Source organism: Alteromonas sp. B31-7 (assembly GCF_015767655.1).
GTDB classification, from domain to species: Bacteria; Pseudomonadota; Gammaproteobacteria; order Enterobacterales; family Alteromonadaceae; genus Alteromonas; species Alteromonas australica.
Map to the genome: position 1 here is coordinate 1,256,297 of NZ_CP065233.1, position 18,240 is coordinate 1,274,536.

Annotated in this window: 12 protein-coding genes; 7 read left to right on the plus strand and 5 right to left on the minus strand. The window is 43.5% G+C overall.

Annotated features, from left to right (window positions below):
• The first annotated feature begins 93 nt into the window (after nt 1-93).
• From IUA53_RS05255 to IUA53_RS05265, 3 genes are all read left to right on the plus strand, one after another.
• Nucleotides 94-975, plus strand: coding sequence for an ABC transporter ATP-binding protein (locus tag IUA53_RS05255; protein ID WP_196898626.1), 882 nt, complete (start codon nt 94-96; stop codon nt 973-975).
• A gap of 11 nt (nt 976-986) precedes the next feature.
• Nucleotides 987-4,544: an ABC transporter permease/M1 family aminopeptidase gene (locus tag IUA53_RS05260; RefSeq protein ID WP_196898628.1), complete on the plus strand. Its 3,558-nt coding sequence runs from the start codon at nt 987-989 to the stop codon at nt 4,542-4,544.
• 200 nt (nt 4,545-4,744) lie between these two features.
• On the plus strand, nt 4,745-7,321 hold the full coding sequence (locus IUA53_RS05265) for a hybrid sensor histidine kinase/response regulator (RefSeq protein ID WP_196898630.1): 2,577 nt from the start codon (nt 4,745-4,747) through the stop codon (nt 7,319-7,321).
• Nucleotides 7,322-7,399: 78 nt separating this feature from the next.
• On the opposite strand, the gene msrA is transcribed toward IUA53_RS05265, so the two are convergent.
• Entirely contained in the window at nt 7,400-7,993 is a 594-nt protein-coding gene (gene msrA, locus IUA53_RS05270; RefSeq protein WP_196898632.1) for a peptide-methionine (S)-S-oxide reductase MsrA, read from the minus strand.
• A gap of 298 nt (nt 7,994-8,291) precedes the next feature.
• On the opposite strand from msrA, the gene IUA53_RS05275 reads away from it, so the two are divergent.
• The 3 genes from IUA53_RS05275 to IUA53_RS05285 all read left to right on the plus strand — a co-directional run bounded on the left by IUA53_RS05275 (nt 8,292) and on the right by IUA53_RS05285 (nt 11,131).
• On the plus strand, nt 8,292-8,723 hold the full coding sequence (locus tag IUA53_RS05275; RefSeq protein ID WP_196898634.1) for an OsmC family protein: 432 nt from the start codon (nt 8,292-8,294) through the stop codon (nt 8,721-8,723).
• Between the two features lie 261 nt (nt 8,724-8,984).
• Complete coding sequence (locus IUA53_RS05280; protein WP_196898636.1) at nt 8,985-9,974, plus strand: alpha/beta fold hydrolase; 990 nt, start codon at nt 8,985-8,987, stop codon at nt 9,972-9,974.
• Between the two features lie 2 nt (nt 9,975-9,976).
• Nucleotides 9,977-11,131, plus strand: a complete 1,155-nt coding sequence (locus tag IUA53_RS05285) for an RNA polymerase sigma factor (protein WP_196898638.1) — start codon at nt 9,977-9,979, stop codon at nt 11,129-11,131.
• A 34-nt stretch (nt 11,132-11,165) separates the two neighbouring features.
• On the opposite strand, the gene IUA53_RS05290 is transcribed toward IUA53_RS05285, so the two are convergent.
• The 4 genes from IUA53_RS05290 to IUA53_RS05305 all read right to left on the minus strand — a co-directional run bounded on the left by IUA53_RS05290 (nt 11,166) and on the right by IUA53_RS05305 (nt 16,753).
• Nucleotides 11,166-14,393, minus strand: a complete 3,228-nt coding sequence (locus IUA53_RS05290) for a response regulator (RefSeq protein WP_231401262.1) — start codon at nt 14,391-14,393, stop codon at nt 11,166-11,168.
• A gap of 17 nt (nt 14,394-14,410) precedes the next feature.
• A complete protein-coding gene (locus IUA53_RS05295) occupies nt 14,411-14,614 on the minus strand; it encodes a hypothetical protein (protein WP_044057748.1) in 204 nt (67 codons plus the stop codon).
• 12 nt (nt 14,615-14,626) lie between these two features.
• Nucleotides 14,627-15,454 (minus strand): SAM-dependent methyltransferase, encoded by an 828-nt coding sequence (locus tag IUA53_RS05300; protein ID WP_044448251.1) that lies wholly within the window; start codon nt 15,452-15,454, stop codon nt 14,627-14,629.
• Nucleotides 15,455-15,577: 123 nt separating this feature from the next.
• Entirely contained in the window at nt 15,578-16,753 is a 1,176-nt protein-coding gene (locus IUA53_RS05305) for a hypothetical protein (protein WP_044448249.1), read from the minus strand.
• Nucleotides 16,754-17,186: 433 nt separating this feature from the next.
• Between IUA53_RS05305 and IUA53_RS05310 the strand changes: the two genes are divergently transcribed.
• A complete protein-coding gene (locus tag IUA53_RS05310) occupies nt 17,187-18,191 on the plus strand; it encodes an alpha/beta fold hydrolase (protein ID WP_044448247.1) in 1,005 nt (334 codons plus the stop codon).
• Nucleotides 18,192-18,240 lie beyond the last annotated feature (49 nt).

Below are 18,240 nucleotides of genomic sequence, written 5' to 3' on the forward strand. Positions count from 1 at the left end.
ACAAATTTTGCACTTTGTTACAACTTTCATATTAACAATACAAAAAATAGTGGGTAGGTTGGAATTTCAATAATAAAAAACCATGGAATGATCATGCTCAATATAAGCGGCCTTACCAAAACCTATCCAAATGGGGTTAAAGCCCTTAACGGAATAAACTTGTCAATTCCCAAGGGAATGTTTGGGCTACTTGGCCCAAACGGCGCCGGCAAATCGTCATTGATGAGAACTATTGCGACTTTGCAAACGCCCGATACCGGCACTATTCAGTTTGATGACATTGATGTATTGGCAGATCCCAACGGGTTGCGGCAGCGCCTAGGTTATTTGCCACAGGATTTCGGTGTTTATCCGCGCATTAGTGCTGAAAAGTTACTTGATCACCTAGCGGTGCTAAAAGGGATCAATAATAGTTCGGAGCGCAAAGACACAGTAGAAAGCCTATTGGTTCACACAAACTTATGGCAACACAGAGATAAAGCCGTGAGCGGGTATTCTGGAGGTATGCGTCAACGTTTTGGTATTGCTCAGGCGTTATTGGGCGACCCTGATCTTATTATCGTTGATGAACCAACGGCAGGGCTCGACCCTGAAGAGCGAAACCGGTTCCATAATTTGCTGGTTAGCCTGGGTGAAGAGAAAGTCATCATACTTTCTACCCATATTGTTGACGACGTGTCAGAGCTTTGCCCGAAAATGGCGGTGTTAGGGCAGGGTAAAATATTACTGGAAGGTAATCCCATCAGTTTGACCCATGAGCTGACTGGGCGTATCTGGCGCAAACAGGTTAGCCAAGACGAGTATCGAGAGCTTGAGCAGCACCTTAACATTATCTCTGCTCGCCTCATTGCCGGTAAGCACGTTATACACGTGATGGCAGACACTTCGCCTGAAGGCTTTGAGCAGGCGCCCGCTAACCTTGAAGACGTCTATTTCTCTACGCTGTATAACAGCCGCGCTGCGACTGCTGCGTAAGGAGACCAAAGATGTTTCTAAATAGCCTAACTTTTGAATGGCGTTATTACCTTCGCCAACCTTCGTTTTACGTCACTATGCTGGCGTTTTTCTTACTACCCTTTCTGGCCACAACCACCGACAATGTGCGTATTGGTGGTGGTGGTAATGTGCTTTATAACGGCTCGTTTGCTATTACACAAACTACGCTCATCATGGGGATTTTTGCGTTATTCCTCTTGGTGAACTTTGTTTCAGGCACAGCCACACGAAATCACTCAAGCAATATGGGGGAACTGGTCTATACCCGCCCCATAACGCCGCTGTCTTACCATTTGGGCCGTTTCATAGGCGCTTATTTGATAAGCATCAGTGTGTTTGCCATGGTTCCCATCGCTATATTATTGGGCTCTTTAATGCCGTGGGTAGATCAAGAGCGAATAGGACCAACACACTTAAGCTTCTATCTAACAACCTTTTTCTACTTCTCCGTGCCCAGTATGCTGGCACTAGGTATGATTTTTTATGCCATTGCCCAGCGCCTGCGTTCTATGATGGCGGCGTATCTGGTCGCCATGGGTATTTTTATTTTTTACCTTATTAGCGGAGTGGTAACGTCTGAGCCTGAATACCGTACCATTGGCGCATTGCTTGACCCATTTGGTCTGCGCACGTATGCAGAGATAACCCGATATTGGACGGTATTTGATAAGAACACCGCAGTTGTGTCGCTGGAAGGAGTGTTGTTACATAACCGTCTTATCTGGCTAGGTATAGGCGCACTGATATTGGCCACAGTCGGCAGTATTTATCACATGCATTGGCAGCAAAAAGCCCGTAACGAGAAGCCATCCAAAGCCTCTCAAGTTCCCCCGCCTTCAACGCTGAACCTCACCATAAAAGCACACAGTGGCAGCCAATTTGGTAAGTTGCTAGCGCGTATTGGCTTTGAAATGCGCCAGGTGATGTTTAGCCCAGCCCTTCTTGTACTGATGATATTCACCTTGTTTAACCTTACTGCGGTTTTCTTTGTGCCTATAGGCGGTATTTACGGTACACCTGATTGGCCGTTAACGTACAAGATGGTGGAGTTCATTCGTGACAGCTACGGGCTGATGATGCTTATTGTTATCACCTACTACAGCGGTGAAATAGTGTGGCGCGAGCGTGGTTCAGGTATGGGCGATATCGTCGATGCGACCCCAGCATTTAACCTTGTATTTTGGGTGTCTAAGCTACTTGCGATGTGGGCTGTAACCGCTTTATTGTATGCCATTGGCATTATCTTTACGGTGATTTTCCAGGCCACTCAAGGCTATTTTAATTTTGACTTTGGCACTTACCTGATTGGCGTCTATTTTGTGTCCTGGGTTCCTTGGGCCTTACTGGCTGTGCTGGCATTTTTTATTCAGGTATTAAGCCCGAATAAGTTTGTGGGCATGTTACTGTTCGTTGCTTATTTTATTATTAGCTTGGTGTTTGCTGAACTTGGGCTTGAGCACAATATGTGGAGCTTCAGCGACGCCCCCCAGGTATTGTATTCCGACTTAAATGGCTGGGGCTGGTTCCTAGGGCCGTTCGCTTGGTACATGCTGTATTGGAGCGCGCTATCGCTTGCGCTTTTCACTATTGGCTATGCCATGTGGCAGCGTGGCCCAGAGGTTTCGCTAAAACACCGATTCAAGCTATTGAGCTATCAGTTGGGCACCTCTGGAAAGACACTGCTGGCTGCTAGCCTTATCGTATTTGTACTTACGGGCGGCTATATTCATTACAACACCAAGGTAGTGAATACTTTCCTTACACAGGATGAAACCTTCGAGTTGCAACATGAATACGAACGCCAATTCGTACAATTTGAGGATGACGCCATTCCAGTGGTCACTCGCATTAATGCGAGCGTAGACATTTATCCAACCGCGCGTCGTATTGAGGCATCAGCTGACTTTACCATTAGCAACCCATTCGATGCGCCGATTTCACGCACTTTAATTTCCGTACCGCGATTCACCACACAATGGGATATGGAAGTTACGGGGGCGAAAATTACCGAGCGGTTCGACAACCTTCGTGCCGCCTGGTTGTCGTTCGATGAACCATTACAACCAGGTGAAACACGAGATGGCAGGTTAACAGTACTGCGTGAAAATAAAGGGTTTAAAGACGGTAATTTCGACCTTCAGGTTGCCGAAAACGGAACTTTCATTGATAACGCCTCGTTGTTTCCTTCTTTCGGATTTAATGCACAAAACCTGATAACAGACCGACACGAGCGACGTAAACGTGATTTACCACAGCGCCCTCGTGCAAATAAACTGGAAGATACTTCTCGCTACGGCGAAAGTGGCTTTGGTAAGGGTGTCACTTTTATCGACTTTGAAACCACCGTGTCTACCAGTAGCGACCAAATAGCTATCGCCCCAGGCTATTTGCAAAAAGAATGGCAAGACAATGGGCGTCGCTATTTCCATTATAAAATGGATGCACCCATCGTAAATTTCTTTTCTTACCTTTCAGCCCGTCACAAGGTTAAGAAGGACGTTCACAATGGCGTGAATATCGAGGTGTATTACCACCCTGAACACAACTGGAACGTGGATGTGATGGTAAAAAGTGTGAAAGATTCACTTGATTATTTCACTCACGCGTTTGGCCCTTATCAGCACCGACAGATGCGGATTATTGAGTTTCCAGGCTATCGCTCATTTGCACAGAGCTTTGCTAATACTGTGCCGTATTCTGAGGAAATAGGGTTTATTGCGGACCTGCGCGACCCAGAGGATATCGACTACGTGTACTATGTTACTGCGCACGAAGTTGCTCACCAATGGTGGGGGCATCAGGTGGGCGCGGCAAATGTACAGGGCCAATCAATTATCATTGAAAGCCTGTCTCAGTACAGTGCCATTATGGTGCTACGTGAACGCTTTGGTGAAGAGAAAATGCGTCGTTTCCTCAAATACGAACTCGACCGGTATCTGCGTGGTCGCGGCAGTGAACTGATTGAGGAAATGCCGTTTATGCGAAGTGAAAATCAGCAGTACATTCACTATCGCAAAGGCTCTGTTGTCATGATGGCAATCCTCGACCGTTTAGGTGAAGAGCGGGTTAACACCGCGCTTAAAAACTTCTTAAAAGACTACAAGTTCAGTGATGCTCCGTATCCAACTACGTTAGATCTTCAGGCTGCTCTAAACACACAGGCCACAGAAGAAGAGCAGCAGTTTATTGCAGATTTGTTTGAACGCATTACGCTGTACGACCTGAAGATGCTATCCGCCGAAACTGACGAAACCAACGAGGGCAAAATTCAAGTCACCATGACAGTTTCAGCGGCAAAATTTGAAGCAGAAGGCGATGGTCGCGAGACAGAACGCGAAGTAGATGAGTACATTGATATTGCGCTGTTTAGCGGTGATCCTGAGGATGTATCTGGTGACACTAAAGTGCTTTACAACCAAAAGCACAAGCTAACGAATGGGGAAAACACCATTACCGTTACGGTAGAAGAAAGGCCTGCATATGTGGGCGTTGATCCATTCGTGAAAATGATCGACAGAGACAGCGGCGATAACGTTATCCAGCTTTAAACCTCGCCAAGTAAAAAATAATTGGGTCAGAGTACTTTAATTTACTTTAAAAAGTACTCTGACCCCTTTTTTGTAGCCCTACATCCGCTAACCCTTGTTTCTTTGCACAAAATAAATATACATTCACGGCAAGATGTAAGTTAGGTATTATACTTTGGTCTACGTAGTGTGGTCGTTGCGTTAAACCGAAAGGATGCATAGTGTTCAAAAAAGTATCAAAGTCAGATCTTGTTATTGCTGTTTTCTGCGCCATTTTTATCTGTATTTTGGCTGTATTAGCCAACATTTTATGGATTGAAACTAAGCGGTTCAGTAACGACGCAATCGACCAACAATTCGATGTGTTGCGTAAGGATTTCCAAAACCAAATTAACAACGTCGTTTTGGATGCGCGTTCAATTGCTATTCAAGAAAGCCAAAGCACGCTAATAACCGACGCACTAGTTGAAGAGAAAGCGAAAAGCTATCTTACATCTCATTGGTCGGCGCTTTTTAATGTTTACCCTAATTTGCAGCAAATTCGTTATATTACCTTAGATGGGCAAGAACAATTACGCGCAGAAAAATCCTCTGATGCCCTTATTTGGCGAGACACGCAAGACTTGCAAAACAAAGCTGATCGGTATTATTTTATTGAAGCGGTGGAGTCGTCAAAAGACTTTTATATTTCGCCCTTAGATTTAAACAAAGAGCGGGGTGTTGTAGAACTTCCTTACCGCCCCACGATTAGAAGTGTAGCCAAGTATCGTGTGAATGGGGAAGTCGCGGGTTTAATTGTGCTCAACTTTGACCTTCGTCAGGTGTTTATCCGCTTAGACAGCCTTCAAAAGCAAAATGCGCATTGGCTAATTAACCCCGATGGCTTCTTTCTAGCAGCGCCTAACGATACTGCATGGGGTTGGTTGCTAGATAGGCCCGAGAACCAAGTTAGCATGCAGTTTCCTGGCTTTGAAAGTCGCTTTAATGGCAATGAAAACCAAGCCCCAGATGCGCATTTTTCATCTAAGTATACCGATGGAATCATTCCGATTAGTAACAGCAATACAAAAGATACGGATATTGAAGACGCTTATTACTGGCTAGTGATGGAAAAGCCCACTGATGTCGTGGCATACATGCAACGAACGAAACACTTTATTACGCTTGGGTTTGTGTTGGCGGCGTTGTTTTTAATTGGCTTAGCGTATTTGTTAATTAGGCTGCTTAGGCAGTTGAACTTGGAAAAAGAGCTAGCAATAAAGGCAAAGAATAAAGCCACTAATGCTGAGAAGGCCAAGGCCGACTTTCTGGCAAGAATGTCTCATGAAATCCGCACACCGATGAATGGTGTTTACGGCTTACTACAAATTACACAAGGCGAGCGTAATTACAAAAAAATAAACGACAACATTGAACAAGCCATTACGAGTTTTTCTTTGCTAAGTAGAATTATTGATGACGTGCTCGACTTTTCAAAGATAGAAGCCGGAAAGCTAGATATGGTTGAGGCGCCGTTTCGGTTAGACAGTTTGCTAAATCAAGTTGGAAAAATGATGAGCCGTGCTGCATACGGTAAACATATAGAGTTGTGGATTGATGTCGACCCTAAATGCCCTAAACATGCAGTGGGGGACTCCGTCAGGCTGAATCAAATTATCAGCAACTTAATTAGCAATGCAATAAAGTTTACATCGCGAGGGGAAGTAAACTTAAGCGTTGATTTACTCGCGGAAAATGATGAGACGGTTCAGCTGGGCTTTGAGGTTCAAGATACCGGCATTGGTATGACTGAAGAGCAAGCTAGCCAAGTATTTGGTGCATTTACGCAAGCGAGTCGAGATACCAATAGCAAGTTTGGTGGCACTGGGCTGGGGCTCAGTATAGCCAAACAGTTGGTTGAAATGATGGATGGAAAAATTGGTGTGGTTAGCCAAAAAGGCAAAGGCAGCAAATTCCACTTTAACGTTGTACTGAAAAAAGCCTCTAAGGCGCAAGAAGAAGACGCTAACGAGCAGGATGTAGTGTCTTATCAAGCCATTATATTTACCCAAAATGTGAATGTTGAAACAGGTATTAAGCGCCAATGTTCAGTGCTTGGGTGGCCCTCATACGTGGCCACGAGTGTTGAAGAATTAGCGTCGCACAAAACAGCTAAAAGTTTGCCCCGAGTCATTTTAATTGATGAAGCTATTTTAGATGTGATTAACAAAGATGCGATGGCGTCTTGGCAACGAGAGCAAAAAGAAGCAACGCACTTAGTGATTGTTTCTCATAACAGAGAAGGGTTTGATGAACACTCTCTTGGTCTATTTGATGATCTGCTTTATAAGCCCTTTACGCCGTCTACGCTCTACGATACGGTAATTTCTTGTAACTCATCCTCTACTAGCCTTATGGAGAGTGTGTCAGGAGAGGGCGATGAAAAGCTGTTGGCTAAAACCCTTATTCTAGTGGTTGAAGATAATCCAATTAACCAGCAAGTGGCAGGCTCTATGTTGAAGGGGGCGGGTGCCATTGTTAAGTTCGCTGAAAATGGGCAAGAGTGCTTAGAGCTTCTGTCCAGCGGATTTAAGCCTCATTTGATATTGATGGATATGCAGATGCCGATTATGGGGGGCATAGAGGCTACCGAGCATATTCGTGAAAACGCAATGTGGGACGATATTCCTATTTTGGCCATGACTGCCAATGCGATGGAAGCAGATAAAAAACGTTGTATAGATGCTGGCATGCAAGGGCATATCGTTAAACCTGTGGTTAAACAAGAGCTAATCACCGCCGTTAAATCACGGCTATAAAAAGCTAAAAAAATGGGGTCAGAGTACATTTTTCATGACGCACTTTGGCGAAAAGTACTCTGACCCCATTTTTTCTGGCTAAGATTTGCCAGTCGCTCTATCTCCCCAAATTTCTTCTAAGCGTTTATCGCGCCCACAGTTCCAGCGGTATAATTTGTAGCGCACGGGGCTTTTTTTGTAGAAGTCTTGGTGGCCAATTTCATCACCCTTAATCGGGTAGAAAGTGGATGCGTTTAGTATTGGTGTTACCACGGTTTGTTTAGGAAATTGTGCCTGTATGGCATTTTTGGTTTCCTCGGCAATTGCTCGTTCTTGGTCGTTGGCCACAAATATTGCGCTTAAATAGCTTGGGCCTTTATCACAAAATTGACCGCGGGCGTCGAAAGGGTCTATGTTCACCCAATAGTGATCGAGTATTTGTCGGTAAGATACTTTGCTTTCGTCATAAGTGATTTTTACTGCTTCATAGTGCCCTTTGTGATCTCCATTGTAAGTAGGGTTTGGCGTAGTACCGCCAGTGAACCCCGAAATAACACGGGTGACGCCATCTAATTTTTCAAAGTCTGATTCCATACACCAGAAGCACCCACCCGCTAAAACAGCCTCGTTAGCGTTGGCCACAGGCGCAACAAGCAGGGCGCTTAACAACAATGCAGATAAAATAAATTTCATTATTAACCTATAAGAGTAACGTTTAATTAGAAAATACGGCTTACTCATACAGAACGGATTAAGGTGAAATAGCTTTCAATGGTTTTCGGGTGATTGCGCGTAAAATTTTCAATTGACTATGTAGGCTACACGTATGACCTATAGATAGATACTGGTAATGGGGAGGGGGAAATGTCTGTAGCCTTTATAAAATAAGGCCTTTAGCTAAGGTTTAAGGTCGGCAAAGCACTTGCATCGATATGTTTTTAATATACAAACCGTATCTAGGGTTTGGACGAAAAACGCAAGGAGATAATTGATGAGCATAGTTAAATCAGGCAGCGCAACCTATAAGCCTTTAGGTAAAGAGGGAAAAGGTAGTATTTCTACAGAAACCGGCGCATTAGCTAATCAGCCTTACGGATTTAATACGCGATTTAAAGAAGGGAAAGGAACTAACCCTGAAGAGCTCATTGGCGCGGCACATGCGAGCTGCTTTACCATGGCATTGTCCTTCGCATTGTCAGAAGCGGGCTACGACGATGGTGAACTAAACACCACAGCAAGAATAAGCTTAGATAAAAATGACGACGGTTATGAAATTAGTCAGTCGGCACTTACCTTAGACGCCAGCGTTGAGGGCATTAGCGAAGACGAGTTTGCCAATATAGCGCAAGAAGCCAAAGAGAACTGCCCTGTTTCGCAACTGCTTGATACCAAGATTATCCTCGAGTTTACTCTTAACCAGTAACCACAAATAATGGGGGCAGAGTACTTTATAAAGCTATAAACTCTGCCCTCATTTTCCTAGGCTCTGTTAAGCGCTTCGTAAAAATGCAAAGGAGTGAACAAAGTACTCTGACCCCATTTTTTATTCACTCCCCATGTATTACGGATACCTTTTACTACTTACCAGCAAAAATGTTGTCACACTTTTCTCGTGGCGTGTTTCTTAGTTATATGTCCAGCAAATGATTTGCTGTCCATTTTTATAAACGAGAGGAATACGAATATGAAACGGGTCTTACATGTGAGCAAATGGCTATTACGGGGTCTAAAGAGAACTACTTTGGTTCAGTCCACTGGGTTTTGGCAGAAGTTTGCTGTGTTTATGCTGATTTTAGGCGTGGTAATACCAACTGCGTTACAAGCCAAAACTATGATCACTCCCAGTGATGAGCGTATTACAAATCTTGGCACTGCTATTGTTGAGCAGCACGCAAGTAATACGAATAAAAAAGCGATTATCTTTATCCCTGGTTTGATGTCGAACGCGTCGGTTTACGAGGGGATTACAGAACATTTTAATTCGCAGTTTGATGTTCATATTGTTGCGATAAAAGGCTTTGGGGGCACGCCTCAAAACGGGGGATTTAATTTCGACACGTTAATAAAGGAGCTTCGCGATTATATTGCAGTCAACAAGCTAAGCAAGCCTCATGTCGTTGGGCATAGCATGGGAGGGTTAATAGCGTTAACCCTAGCTGCAGAGCATGAAGAGATAATTGGGAAAGTGGTATCAATAGATGGCTTGCCATTTATTGGGCCTGTTTTTACGCGTAGTAACGATACTGAAGTAAGCCAACTTGAGCCGCAAGCCCAAGCATTTAAGGCTATGTTTAGTGCAATGAAGCCTGACCAATTGGCAGAGCAAACAAAACGCGGTATTTTTATTCAAGCCACAGCGCCTGATGATCAAGCTCGCATCATCGAAATGGCAAAAGACTCTCACCCGCCAACGGCTGGAAATGCCATGTATGAAGTCATGACAAGAGATCTCAGGCAGCCTCTTAAACACAGCCAAACCCCTATACTCATGTTGGGCGCATCGGGAGGCTTTAGTGATGATGCTCAATACCAGCACGCACAGTATTTATATGAACAACAATTTGTTGATGTAAAGAATGCTAAAGTGGTTATGAGCACAGAAGCGCGGCATTTCATTATGTACGACCAACCGACATGGTTAGTGAATCAAATTCGCTCATTTTTGGAGAAATAGGGATGTTGAATGCTCAGATAGCACACGCCGAGAATGCCGACATTATCTTGGCTCAACAGGACGATCAGCAAGCCTACGAGCGTATTATTCGTCGTTCACAGAATTTGGTAAGTACCATTGCGCTAGCAATTGTGAAAGATGTGGATGATAGCGAAGAAATAGCTCAGCAAGTGTTCGTAAGTATATGGCAAAATTTGAAGCAATTGAATAAGCCGGAAAGTTTTTTGCCTTGGCTCAGGCAAACCACGCGATATGCGGCGTTGAATTTCCTTAGAGACAACAGAGTTAACGCCCGTGTAGATTCCGATGAAGCCAATTTACTGTTAGCGCAAATGGCGACTGCCAACGACGTGCAATATGAAAAACTTAGTCAAGAACAACACAAGCGTCTAGTTGCACAATTTATCGACCAGCTTTCTGAGGAGAGCAGAGAAATAGTACTGCTTTACCTTCGTGAAGAGCAATCCAGCAAACAGGTGGCACAATTGCTGAACCTCACGGAATCCTCCGTACGAAAAAAGCTCTCTCGTGCGCGGGTTGCTTTGAAAAGTGAGATGCTAAAGCACGTAGGTAGTGCTATTTACAGTACAGCCCCCAGTATTGGTTTTAGCGCTGTGGTGCTGGGGTTAATCACCCCAAGCGGGCCTGTTGCCGCTGCTATGGTATCAGGCAGCCTAACGTCGGTATCGGCGGGAAGCAAAGCGGGAAGCAGTTTCTGGTTGAAAGCGTTAAGTATATTGGGAGGGTCGCTCATCGGTGCATTTATGGCCGTATTGGTAATCATGTGGTCGTCGAAGACGGCGCTGTCTAACTTGCCTAACAAAGACAGCAAACGCACTATGAAGCGCTATCGAAACGAACTTATAGCCTGGGTTTTACTTTGGGGGCTGGTTATTACCGCCGCATATGAACTCACTCTTGATTGGGTGGCGCCGGTGGTGACTTACACTATATTTGCTTTTGGTTTATTCGTGTTGATGATAAGAAACATGGCTTTTCTTCACGAAAATGCAGAATTCAATGAAAGTGGTAAAGCAAAAAGGAAAACCACTGGTTCTATGAAGGTGTTGAATTATGCATGTTTAGTGCTGGGTATTGGCAGTGGCTTTGCGGGGGTTATTTGGGGGCTTATCTCTAACGGAAGGCTAACGCTTTAGGCTTTGCTGCTTGTGTGGGGTGATGAGTTTAGTGCTATCTCTGTTGCTCGAATTTTGCGTTCATTTTAGTGAGCTCGCTATGTAATAGATTTAACTGCACGAAAAAGCCTTCAACCTTGTCTTGTTCGTTTTGTTGGATGGTTAACTCTATTGACCTCGCAAGCTCAGCTAACCCATAAGCCCCGATGTATTTAAGCGCTGTAGTGTAAATATGTGCAATCCTTAATATTGACGAGAAATCTTTTTCGTCAATGGCAGTGCGAAGCGCATGTAATTCGGGGCCGAGTGCTACAAAGTCGTTAGTCAATTCTGTATACAGGGGTTCATCATTTAGCAATGCCTGCATCGCTTGCTTTTTATCAATAAAGCTAAGGGAATTAGGCACAAACGCATCAGAAGAGGCTAAACCTAATGGCGCTTCGTTGCTGGGTATTGAATGTAACTTTTGATCGTTTAGCACTTCAACGAGCACATCGAAAAATCGATTTGGGTCCACAGGCTTATTGATATGCCCATCCATTCCTGCCGCATGGCTCTTATCTATATCTTGCTGCATAGCGTGGGCGGTCATCGCAATAATTGGAAGAGTGAGTTTCAATTCTTCGCGAATGCGTTTTGCTGCGGTTAAACCATCCATGATGGGCATCTGAATATCCATCAATACCACATCGAATGTGCTATCTTCGCGTAGCGCCTTTAACGCCTCTAACCCATTATTGACAACGCTAATGGTAGCATGAGTATCGGTTAACAAACCCAGTGCTACCTTCTGATTCAGTGCGTTATCTTCGGCAAATAGAATTTTTATGCCAGTGAGATCGGGTACCTGAATAGTGTCTGCTGCTTTTACATTACTCTTCACCGTAAGGCAGAGCTCTTGAAGCTTGTTGACTAAGTCGCTGCTACCAAAAGGCTTTTTAATAAAGGTGTGAATGCCTAGTTGGTTCGCTTGTTCACGCATATGTGGCGACTCAAAGGCATAAAGCATAATCACCTTTGGCTGTTTATTTGGAAACTCTTGGTTAATGATGGCAGCCACTTCCAAACCATCTATATCGGGCATATTCCAGTCTAATATAAGAACATCATAGGGGTGGTTACTGGTGACGGCCTCACGCACTCTCGTCACCGCTTCTTTACCGCCGGTGGCTTTGTCGGCGTGAATATTCGCCATGGATAAGGCTTCGGTAATAGCTTCACGAGACATACTGATGTCATCAGCAATCAGCACCTTAAGCGCTGACAGTTGCATAGATGGTGAGACAATCTGCTGCGCAGGGTCATGCTTCACATTAACCGTGAAATGAAAACTTGCGCCTTTTCCTAGTTGGCTTTCTACCCAGATGTCTCCACCCATTAATGTGGTGAGCTGCTTACAAATTGCCAGCCCCAAGCCGGTACCACCGAAGCGACGTGAGATAGACTCGTCACCTTGGTTAAAGGGCTTGAACAGTTTGGCTTTTTGTTTACTACTCAAGCCTATTCCCGTGTCTTTGACTTCAAATTCAAGCTGAATATTTTGTTCTTCTTTTGTACATCTCACGCTCACGGCAACTAGCCCATCTTCCGTAAACTTTAACGCGTTACTTAGCAAATTACTTAATACTTGTTGAATTCGCAGGGGGTCGCCAACTAAGTTATGCGGCACATCTCTGGCAATGTGTTGAATGAGCTCTATGTGCTTTTCATCCGCGCGGGCTAAATGAAGACGAATGGTCTGATTCACCAAGGCATCTAAATTAAATTGGGTCGACTCTATATCTAACTTTCCGGCTTCGATTTTTGAAAAGTCTAGAATATCTTTAATGATGGCGAGGAGCGTTTGCGATGCCCCTTCTATTTGTATAAGGTTGGTTTGCTGCTCTTGATTTTCTGCAGCACGCTGTGAAAGCTTGGTAAGACCGATAATAGCATTTAATGGCGTACGTATTTCATGGCTCATACGAGCAAGAAAGTCAGACTTAGCTTTGGTGGCTTTTTGCAAATCTTGCGTAAGATTATCCAGCGCTTTACGCTGTTGCCTGGTGCGCATTAACAGGCCAATAACTAATACCAACGACAAAATAACGCATCCGATAAAGTACAGTTGGAAGGTGTTTTGCTTTTGTTGAATGAGATTGCGCTGTTCTTTTAGCTGGTTGTCTTTTTCCAGCAATTCTATCGTTTCTTCTTTTTCGGATATCGCTAGACGTACGCGATTCAATGCCAGAAGTCTTGACTGTTGTTCGTTGAAACTTTGTGTATACACTTCTCTATATTGCTTTGCATAGTTGAGTGCCATGCGATAATTATCTGCCGCTTCATAGAGAGTAATCAACTGTTCTAGCAGGTCTAAAAGTACGACTTTGTCGTTTTGAATAGCCGTTTTATTTAGCCCAGCTTCTAGTTCCGCAATAGCGAGTTCGTTCTCACCTCTCTGCCTATATATCTCGGCTAGTTGAAGTAGGTAAGTGCCTTCGTTGTACCGAAAGCCAACTTGACGATCTACTTCGGCTGCTTGATTTAGCTTTTTCAATGCCTCGTTTAAATTGCCCTGAGCAATGTGAAGGTCTGCCATGGCACTATAAACAATGCTCATAAAGGGATACTGAACCTCGCTTAACAGGTTGTCGGCAAGTAATAAGTTAACCTTGGCTTCTTGGTAGTTTCCCAACCTCTTTTGTGTGTATCCCTGGAAAAAATACGCAATGCCTTCATCTTGACGGCTATGAAAACGTTGGGCGGTAGACAGGTATTGCTGTCCGAACGTCAACATTTGTTCATAGTCTTTCAGCGACATGTAGACATTCCCCATACCACTGTACACAAGCAATACCCTCGAACTTTGCACTTTATTATATAGTTCCAAAGAGCGGTTTAATGCTTCTAACGCATTCGCGTGCTCGCCAGAGAAATCTAAAATTAATCCTTCTAATCGATAGGATTCGGCTAGAGCGAGTATGTTATTGCTGGCATTTGCAAACTCACGAGCCTCTAGAAGGAGTTCGTAACCTGCCAGGTAATTCTGTTTTAGAATGTGGTGGTAGGATTTTAGGTTTAAATAGCGCGCCTGTTCAAAGTCGTTGGTGTTGTTGACAAAGAAGTCTTCTAACTTTGAAAGTGTGTCGTCAACCGAGGAGTCGTTTTCGCGAATTCGATCTCTTAGCCCGTCTAGTAAACTGAGGGGATAGGAAGCGGTATCTGCTAGCGCCTGAAAGGCGAGCAGGGGCAATGCCACCAGAAAAAAGATGGCATTTATGTTACGGCAGATACATCGCATCATTGACTGCAGTGTTTCAACTAATAGTTAACAACACGAATGGCTTTACTTGTATCGTCAAAGCGTTTTGCTACTTCGTCCCAATCTTTGTTTTCAATCAGTTTTAGTTCTTCATCCGATAGGCCATAGTCGGCAGCAATTCCTACGGGATCTTTTTTATACGCTTCCATCAATTTACTGTTTGTGTCTAATTCTACTAAGAAGTCTACTATCGATTTTGCCATTTTTATTTCCTGTTAGTTTATGCTTGGGTTTCTATAATTAATCACTTGTTGTTCCGTTAAACCTAACTTGGCTAAACGGTCCTGTCGGTACTCTGGCAAGCCTAGCGACGGAACAACCAGAGTGGAAATCAATGTAAGTTTGGCGAGCGTTAACTCGCTAAGCAGGATCTTTTGAATTTTGGGCTCGCAGATAGGCAAGGTTGCCGCTTCGTAGATAATAAGCTCATGATTGTCGGGGTAATGCTCGCGCAGGATATCTGCCAACATCACAAGTCCTGGCTGATTGTGCGTGGCATCTAGCACGCTTAACGATGCTTCTCCCGCTAAGCCTATTTGCCATATGATTTGCGTCATATAAGGGTCGATGCGGTAATCGCGAAACATAAATTGCGTGGCTTCATAAGACTGACAGCCAAAGCGCGATGGGTCTATGCCTAAGTCAGCAATTAAACAATCTTCCGCTGACACGCCCGGCAGCATTTGAGCGTTAAGACCAAGCTCTCTTACTCTGCGAATAGCCTCGTGAGAAGGAGTGACGAAAACGCCGGGGTGGCCATAGAATGCCACGCATACTTTGTGTCCTTCAGATACAGCCTGCACAATACGGTCGGCCATTTGGTCATAAGTGACAGCACGTGACTTACCCTCTTGGTAGAGGTCGTCCAAGGAAATACTGTTAGGATTGAGGTTTTTGACAGCATGTTCGCCAACTTTATTCATGATACCCATGAAGACGATGTCAGCGTTTTCGATGTGGCTTTTTGCAGCTAATGTCATTTGCCCTGCCACACTAATCCCTGTGCCCACAACAATCAACTGTCCTTTTTTGGCGGTGTCCATTATTTCCTTAACCAATAACCACGCTTAATCTGAGATTCACTATAAAATAGATTTCAACTATTTACTATGCCGGCAAGTTGAGAATAATGGGGTCAGAGTTAATTAAAAAGTACTCTGACCCCATTATTTCAGTGAAGTGACCTTAAACCGGTGTTTAAAACGGAGTAGTTTGAAAAAGTATCGTATTTTGGTCAATCCGGAACTTTGTGTGTATGAAGCTTGTATAGCCTTCAATACTTCATCTGTAACGCTGTTTTTTACAGTATCACTTAGCACTAAATGATTGGAGTTACTCACTTTGTTATACGCGGTTAAGTTGCTTTCGTCTTCACTGTCCCAATGAATAAAGCTGCCTAATTGCAATTTTGGCGTGTGGATATCTCTTTTTCCTGTTGTCATTCTTGGCTTAAATTGAAGAGCCCCCTCATATTGATCAACCACCGTTAACGTTTTAATTGTTTGAAATGTCGCTAAGGGAGCAAATAGGTTGAGAAAACCCTTTTCCATTCGTTTATAGAGTAACGGAACGGTGAGAACTGCACCGTTGTCGGCCGTAAGTTGAATGAACGTATTTGTTTGAAACCCGTTTACAAAAAAGCCAATTAACTTCTTTTGTGTGGATATCGACATAGTGTGGCCTTTTTCACACTCCAGATATTGTGCTTCAGTTAATGAATTTTTATAGTTTCTTATTTCGCCTTCATTAAGATGGGTTGAAACTATCTCAAAGTTCTTACTGTAATCTACACACTCAGCTCCGTTTGTTATGTGATCATAGTGATGACTAATAGCCACACCTAGGTAATAACCTATTTTATTTGATATTTCATCTTTAGGGTGTGCGGGGTGATTCGAATACACGTCGTCATATAAATATTGATAAACCTTAAGCAGCGATGAAAAATCGATAAACTGAGCGCCCATGTTATTGGCAAGGTTTTCTCTGTCAGTATAAATAGCGGATGGCTTTGCAAAGAAATCGCGAATCGCAATTCCTAGAACAATTAGTTTGGTTTGCGAGGAGATGGTTGAAACGACTTCAAGCAGAATACGCTTATTTTGATTGCTATAAGAGTAACCCGGCGTTTGCAATGCATATTGTTCATCATTTGGTACAGAATCCAGCACCACTAAATCATAGCTAGTGAAGTCCATCTTGGCATATTTAGAAAACTGTATGCCTGGTGAAGCACCTGAAGATAAGCTGGTCCATGACGCATTAGGGAGTGCTCTTTTCAAGCCACTAACATAACCATTTTTCAAAATAGAATTGGATGTTCCCAGTATTAATATGTTCATTCCTGACAGCCTTTATCCTTTTAATAACAACCGCTTAATGTCGATAAGACAATAAGATACTATCATTCGGGGCAAGATATTACTTCATTAAAGTGAGAAATGGGGTCAGAGTACTTTAAAAGGCTCTTGAATTGAGTGATCTAAAGAGCAGCATACAAAGTGTTGTATCGCCTTTGATGTTATTTAAAACCCCACTACTATTAGCTAGGTTTACCTTTGTTTTACAGTTACCTTCGAATGTATTGAAAAACAACATTCCTTATAAAGTTGCTTCACTGGTATTAAAATGTCGGGCCATAAATAATGGGGTCAGAGTACTTTAATGAGAGTACATTAATGAGAGTACATTAATGAGGGTTGATTAGTGAGAACATTAATTCCTTAAAAATACGCTGTGCCTTTTTATGGCTTATCTAAATTGCTAGGAGCTAACATGAAACTATGGATTAAAATACTTTTGCTAGTGTTGGGAGCGATACTCATTCTTATTGTATGGGGGCTAACATTAGACAAAAAATTCACTGAAACCAGCACCGCTGCCTACATACAAACTAGCCATGCATTATTTGAAGAAATTGGCATTGACCCTCAATCTCATTTTGTAAATACCCAAGGACCTGTTAAGCGCGTCCACTATTACGAAATGGGGGAGGGCGAACCTCTAATTTTGATCCACGGAGGAGGCGGTTATGCATCTCAGTGGTATACCATTATGGAAGAACTCGCTAAGTCCTATCACATATATGTTTTGGATCGCCCTGGAAGTGGATTAACTGATAATTTTATCTATGGTGATGTAGACCTAACTAAACACGGCGCTGCGTTCATCCGTTCTTTTATGGATGCTCTAAAATTAGATAGTGCACATATAGTAGGGCATTCCATGGGTGGATTATTCAGTGTGAATTTTGCAGGCATCTACCCCCAACGAGTAAAAAAGCTGGTGCTGATTGGGCACCCTGCTGGCGGCACCGAAACCATCCCTCCCCAAGTCGTAATGATGGGCCTACCGGCCGTTAATAAAATACTGTTAAAGCTAATTGGCGAGCCGACAATAAAGGGAAGTAAGGATTTTCATGGCATGATGCTGGTACATAAACCAGAGCAATTATCTGATATCTACTGGCAAAATGATGTGAATGCTCAACTTATTCCCGGAAGTGCTCGCTCATTTAATTCACTGCTTGAAAACTGCGTAGAGTTTGGCGGGTTCAATGAGGCGTTTCTTATTCAAAATACATTGTTTAACCTGCCCCATCACGTGACCTTTATTGTTGGTGATAAAGATGTTTGGGATACGATAGAAAATGCTGAATATTTAGCATCGAAAATGAATAATGCCACGGTTCATGTAATAAAAAATGCCAGTCACTTGCCATGGCTTGATGCACCTGAAGAAAGTGCACAACTCATCTTAAGTGCCTTAGAAGGGAATTGATGGTACGCCAAAAATGAGGGCAAAAAATGGGGTCAGAGTAAATTAAAAA

Bases quoted from the DNA above. Each gene is read 5' to 3' on its own strand.
- IUA53_RS05255 (WP_196898626.1), top strand. From the start codon at position 94: ATGCTCAATATAAGCGGCCTTACCAAAACCTATCCAAATGGGGTTAAA.
- IUA53_RS05260 (WP_196898628.1), top strand. From the start codon at position 987: ATGTTTCTAAATAGCCTAACTTTTGAATGGCGTTATTACCTTCGCCAA.
- msrA (WP_196898632.1), bottom strand. From the start codon at position 7,993: ATGAAATTTATTTTATCTGCATTGTTGTTAAGCGCCCTGCTTGTTGCG.
- IUA53_RS05275 (WP_196898634.1), top strand. From the start codon at position 8,292: ATGAGCATAGTTAAATCAGGCAGCGCAACCTATAAGCCTTTAGGTAAA.
- IUA53_RS05280 (WP_196898636.1), top strand. From the start codon at position 8,985: ATGAAACGGGTCTTACATGTGAGCAAATGGCTATTACGGGGTCTAAAG.
- IUA53_RS05285 (WP_196898638.1), top strand. From the start codon at position 9,977: ATGTTGAATGCTCAGATAGCACACGCCGAGAATGCCGACATTATCTTG.
- IUA53_RS05290 (WP_231401262.1), bottom strand. From the start codon at position 14,393: ATGATGCGATGTATCTGCCGTAACATAAATGCCATCTTTTTTCTGGTG.
- IUA53_RS05295 (WP_044057748.1), bottom strand. From the start codon at position 14,614: ATGGCAAAATCGATAGTAGACTTCTTAGTAGAATTAGACACAAACAGT.
- IUA53_RS05300 (WP_044448251.1), bottom strand. From the start codon at position 15,454: ATGGACACCGCCAAAAAAGGACAGTTGATTGTTGTGGGCACAGGGATT.
- IUA53_RS05305 (WP_044448249.1), bottom strand. From the start codon at position 16,753: ATGAACATATTAATACTGGGAACATCCAATTCTATTTTGAAAAATGGT.
- IUA53_RS05310 (WP_044448247.1), top strand. From the start codon at position 17,187: ATGAAACTATGGATTAAAATACTTTTGCTAGTGTTGGGAGCGATACTC.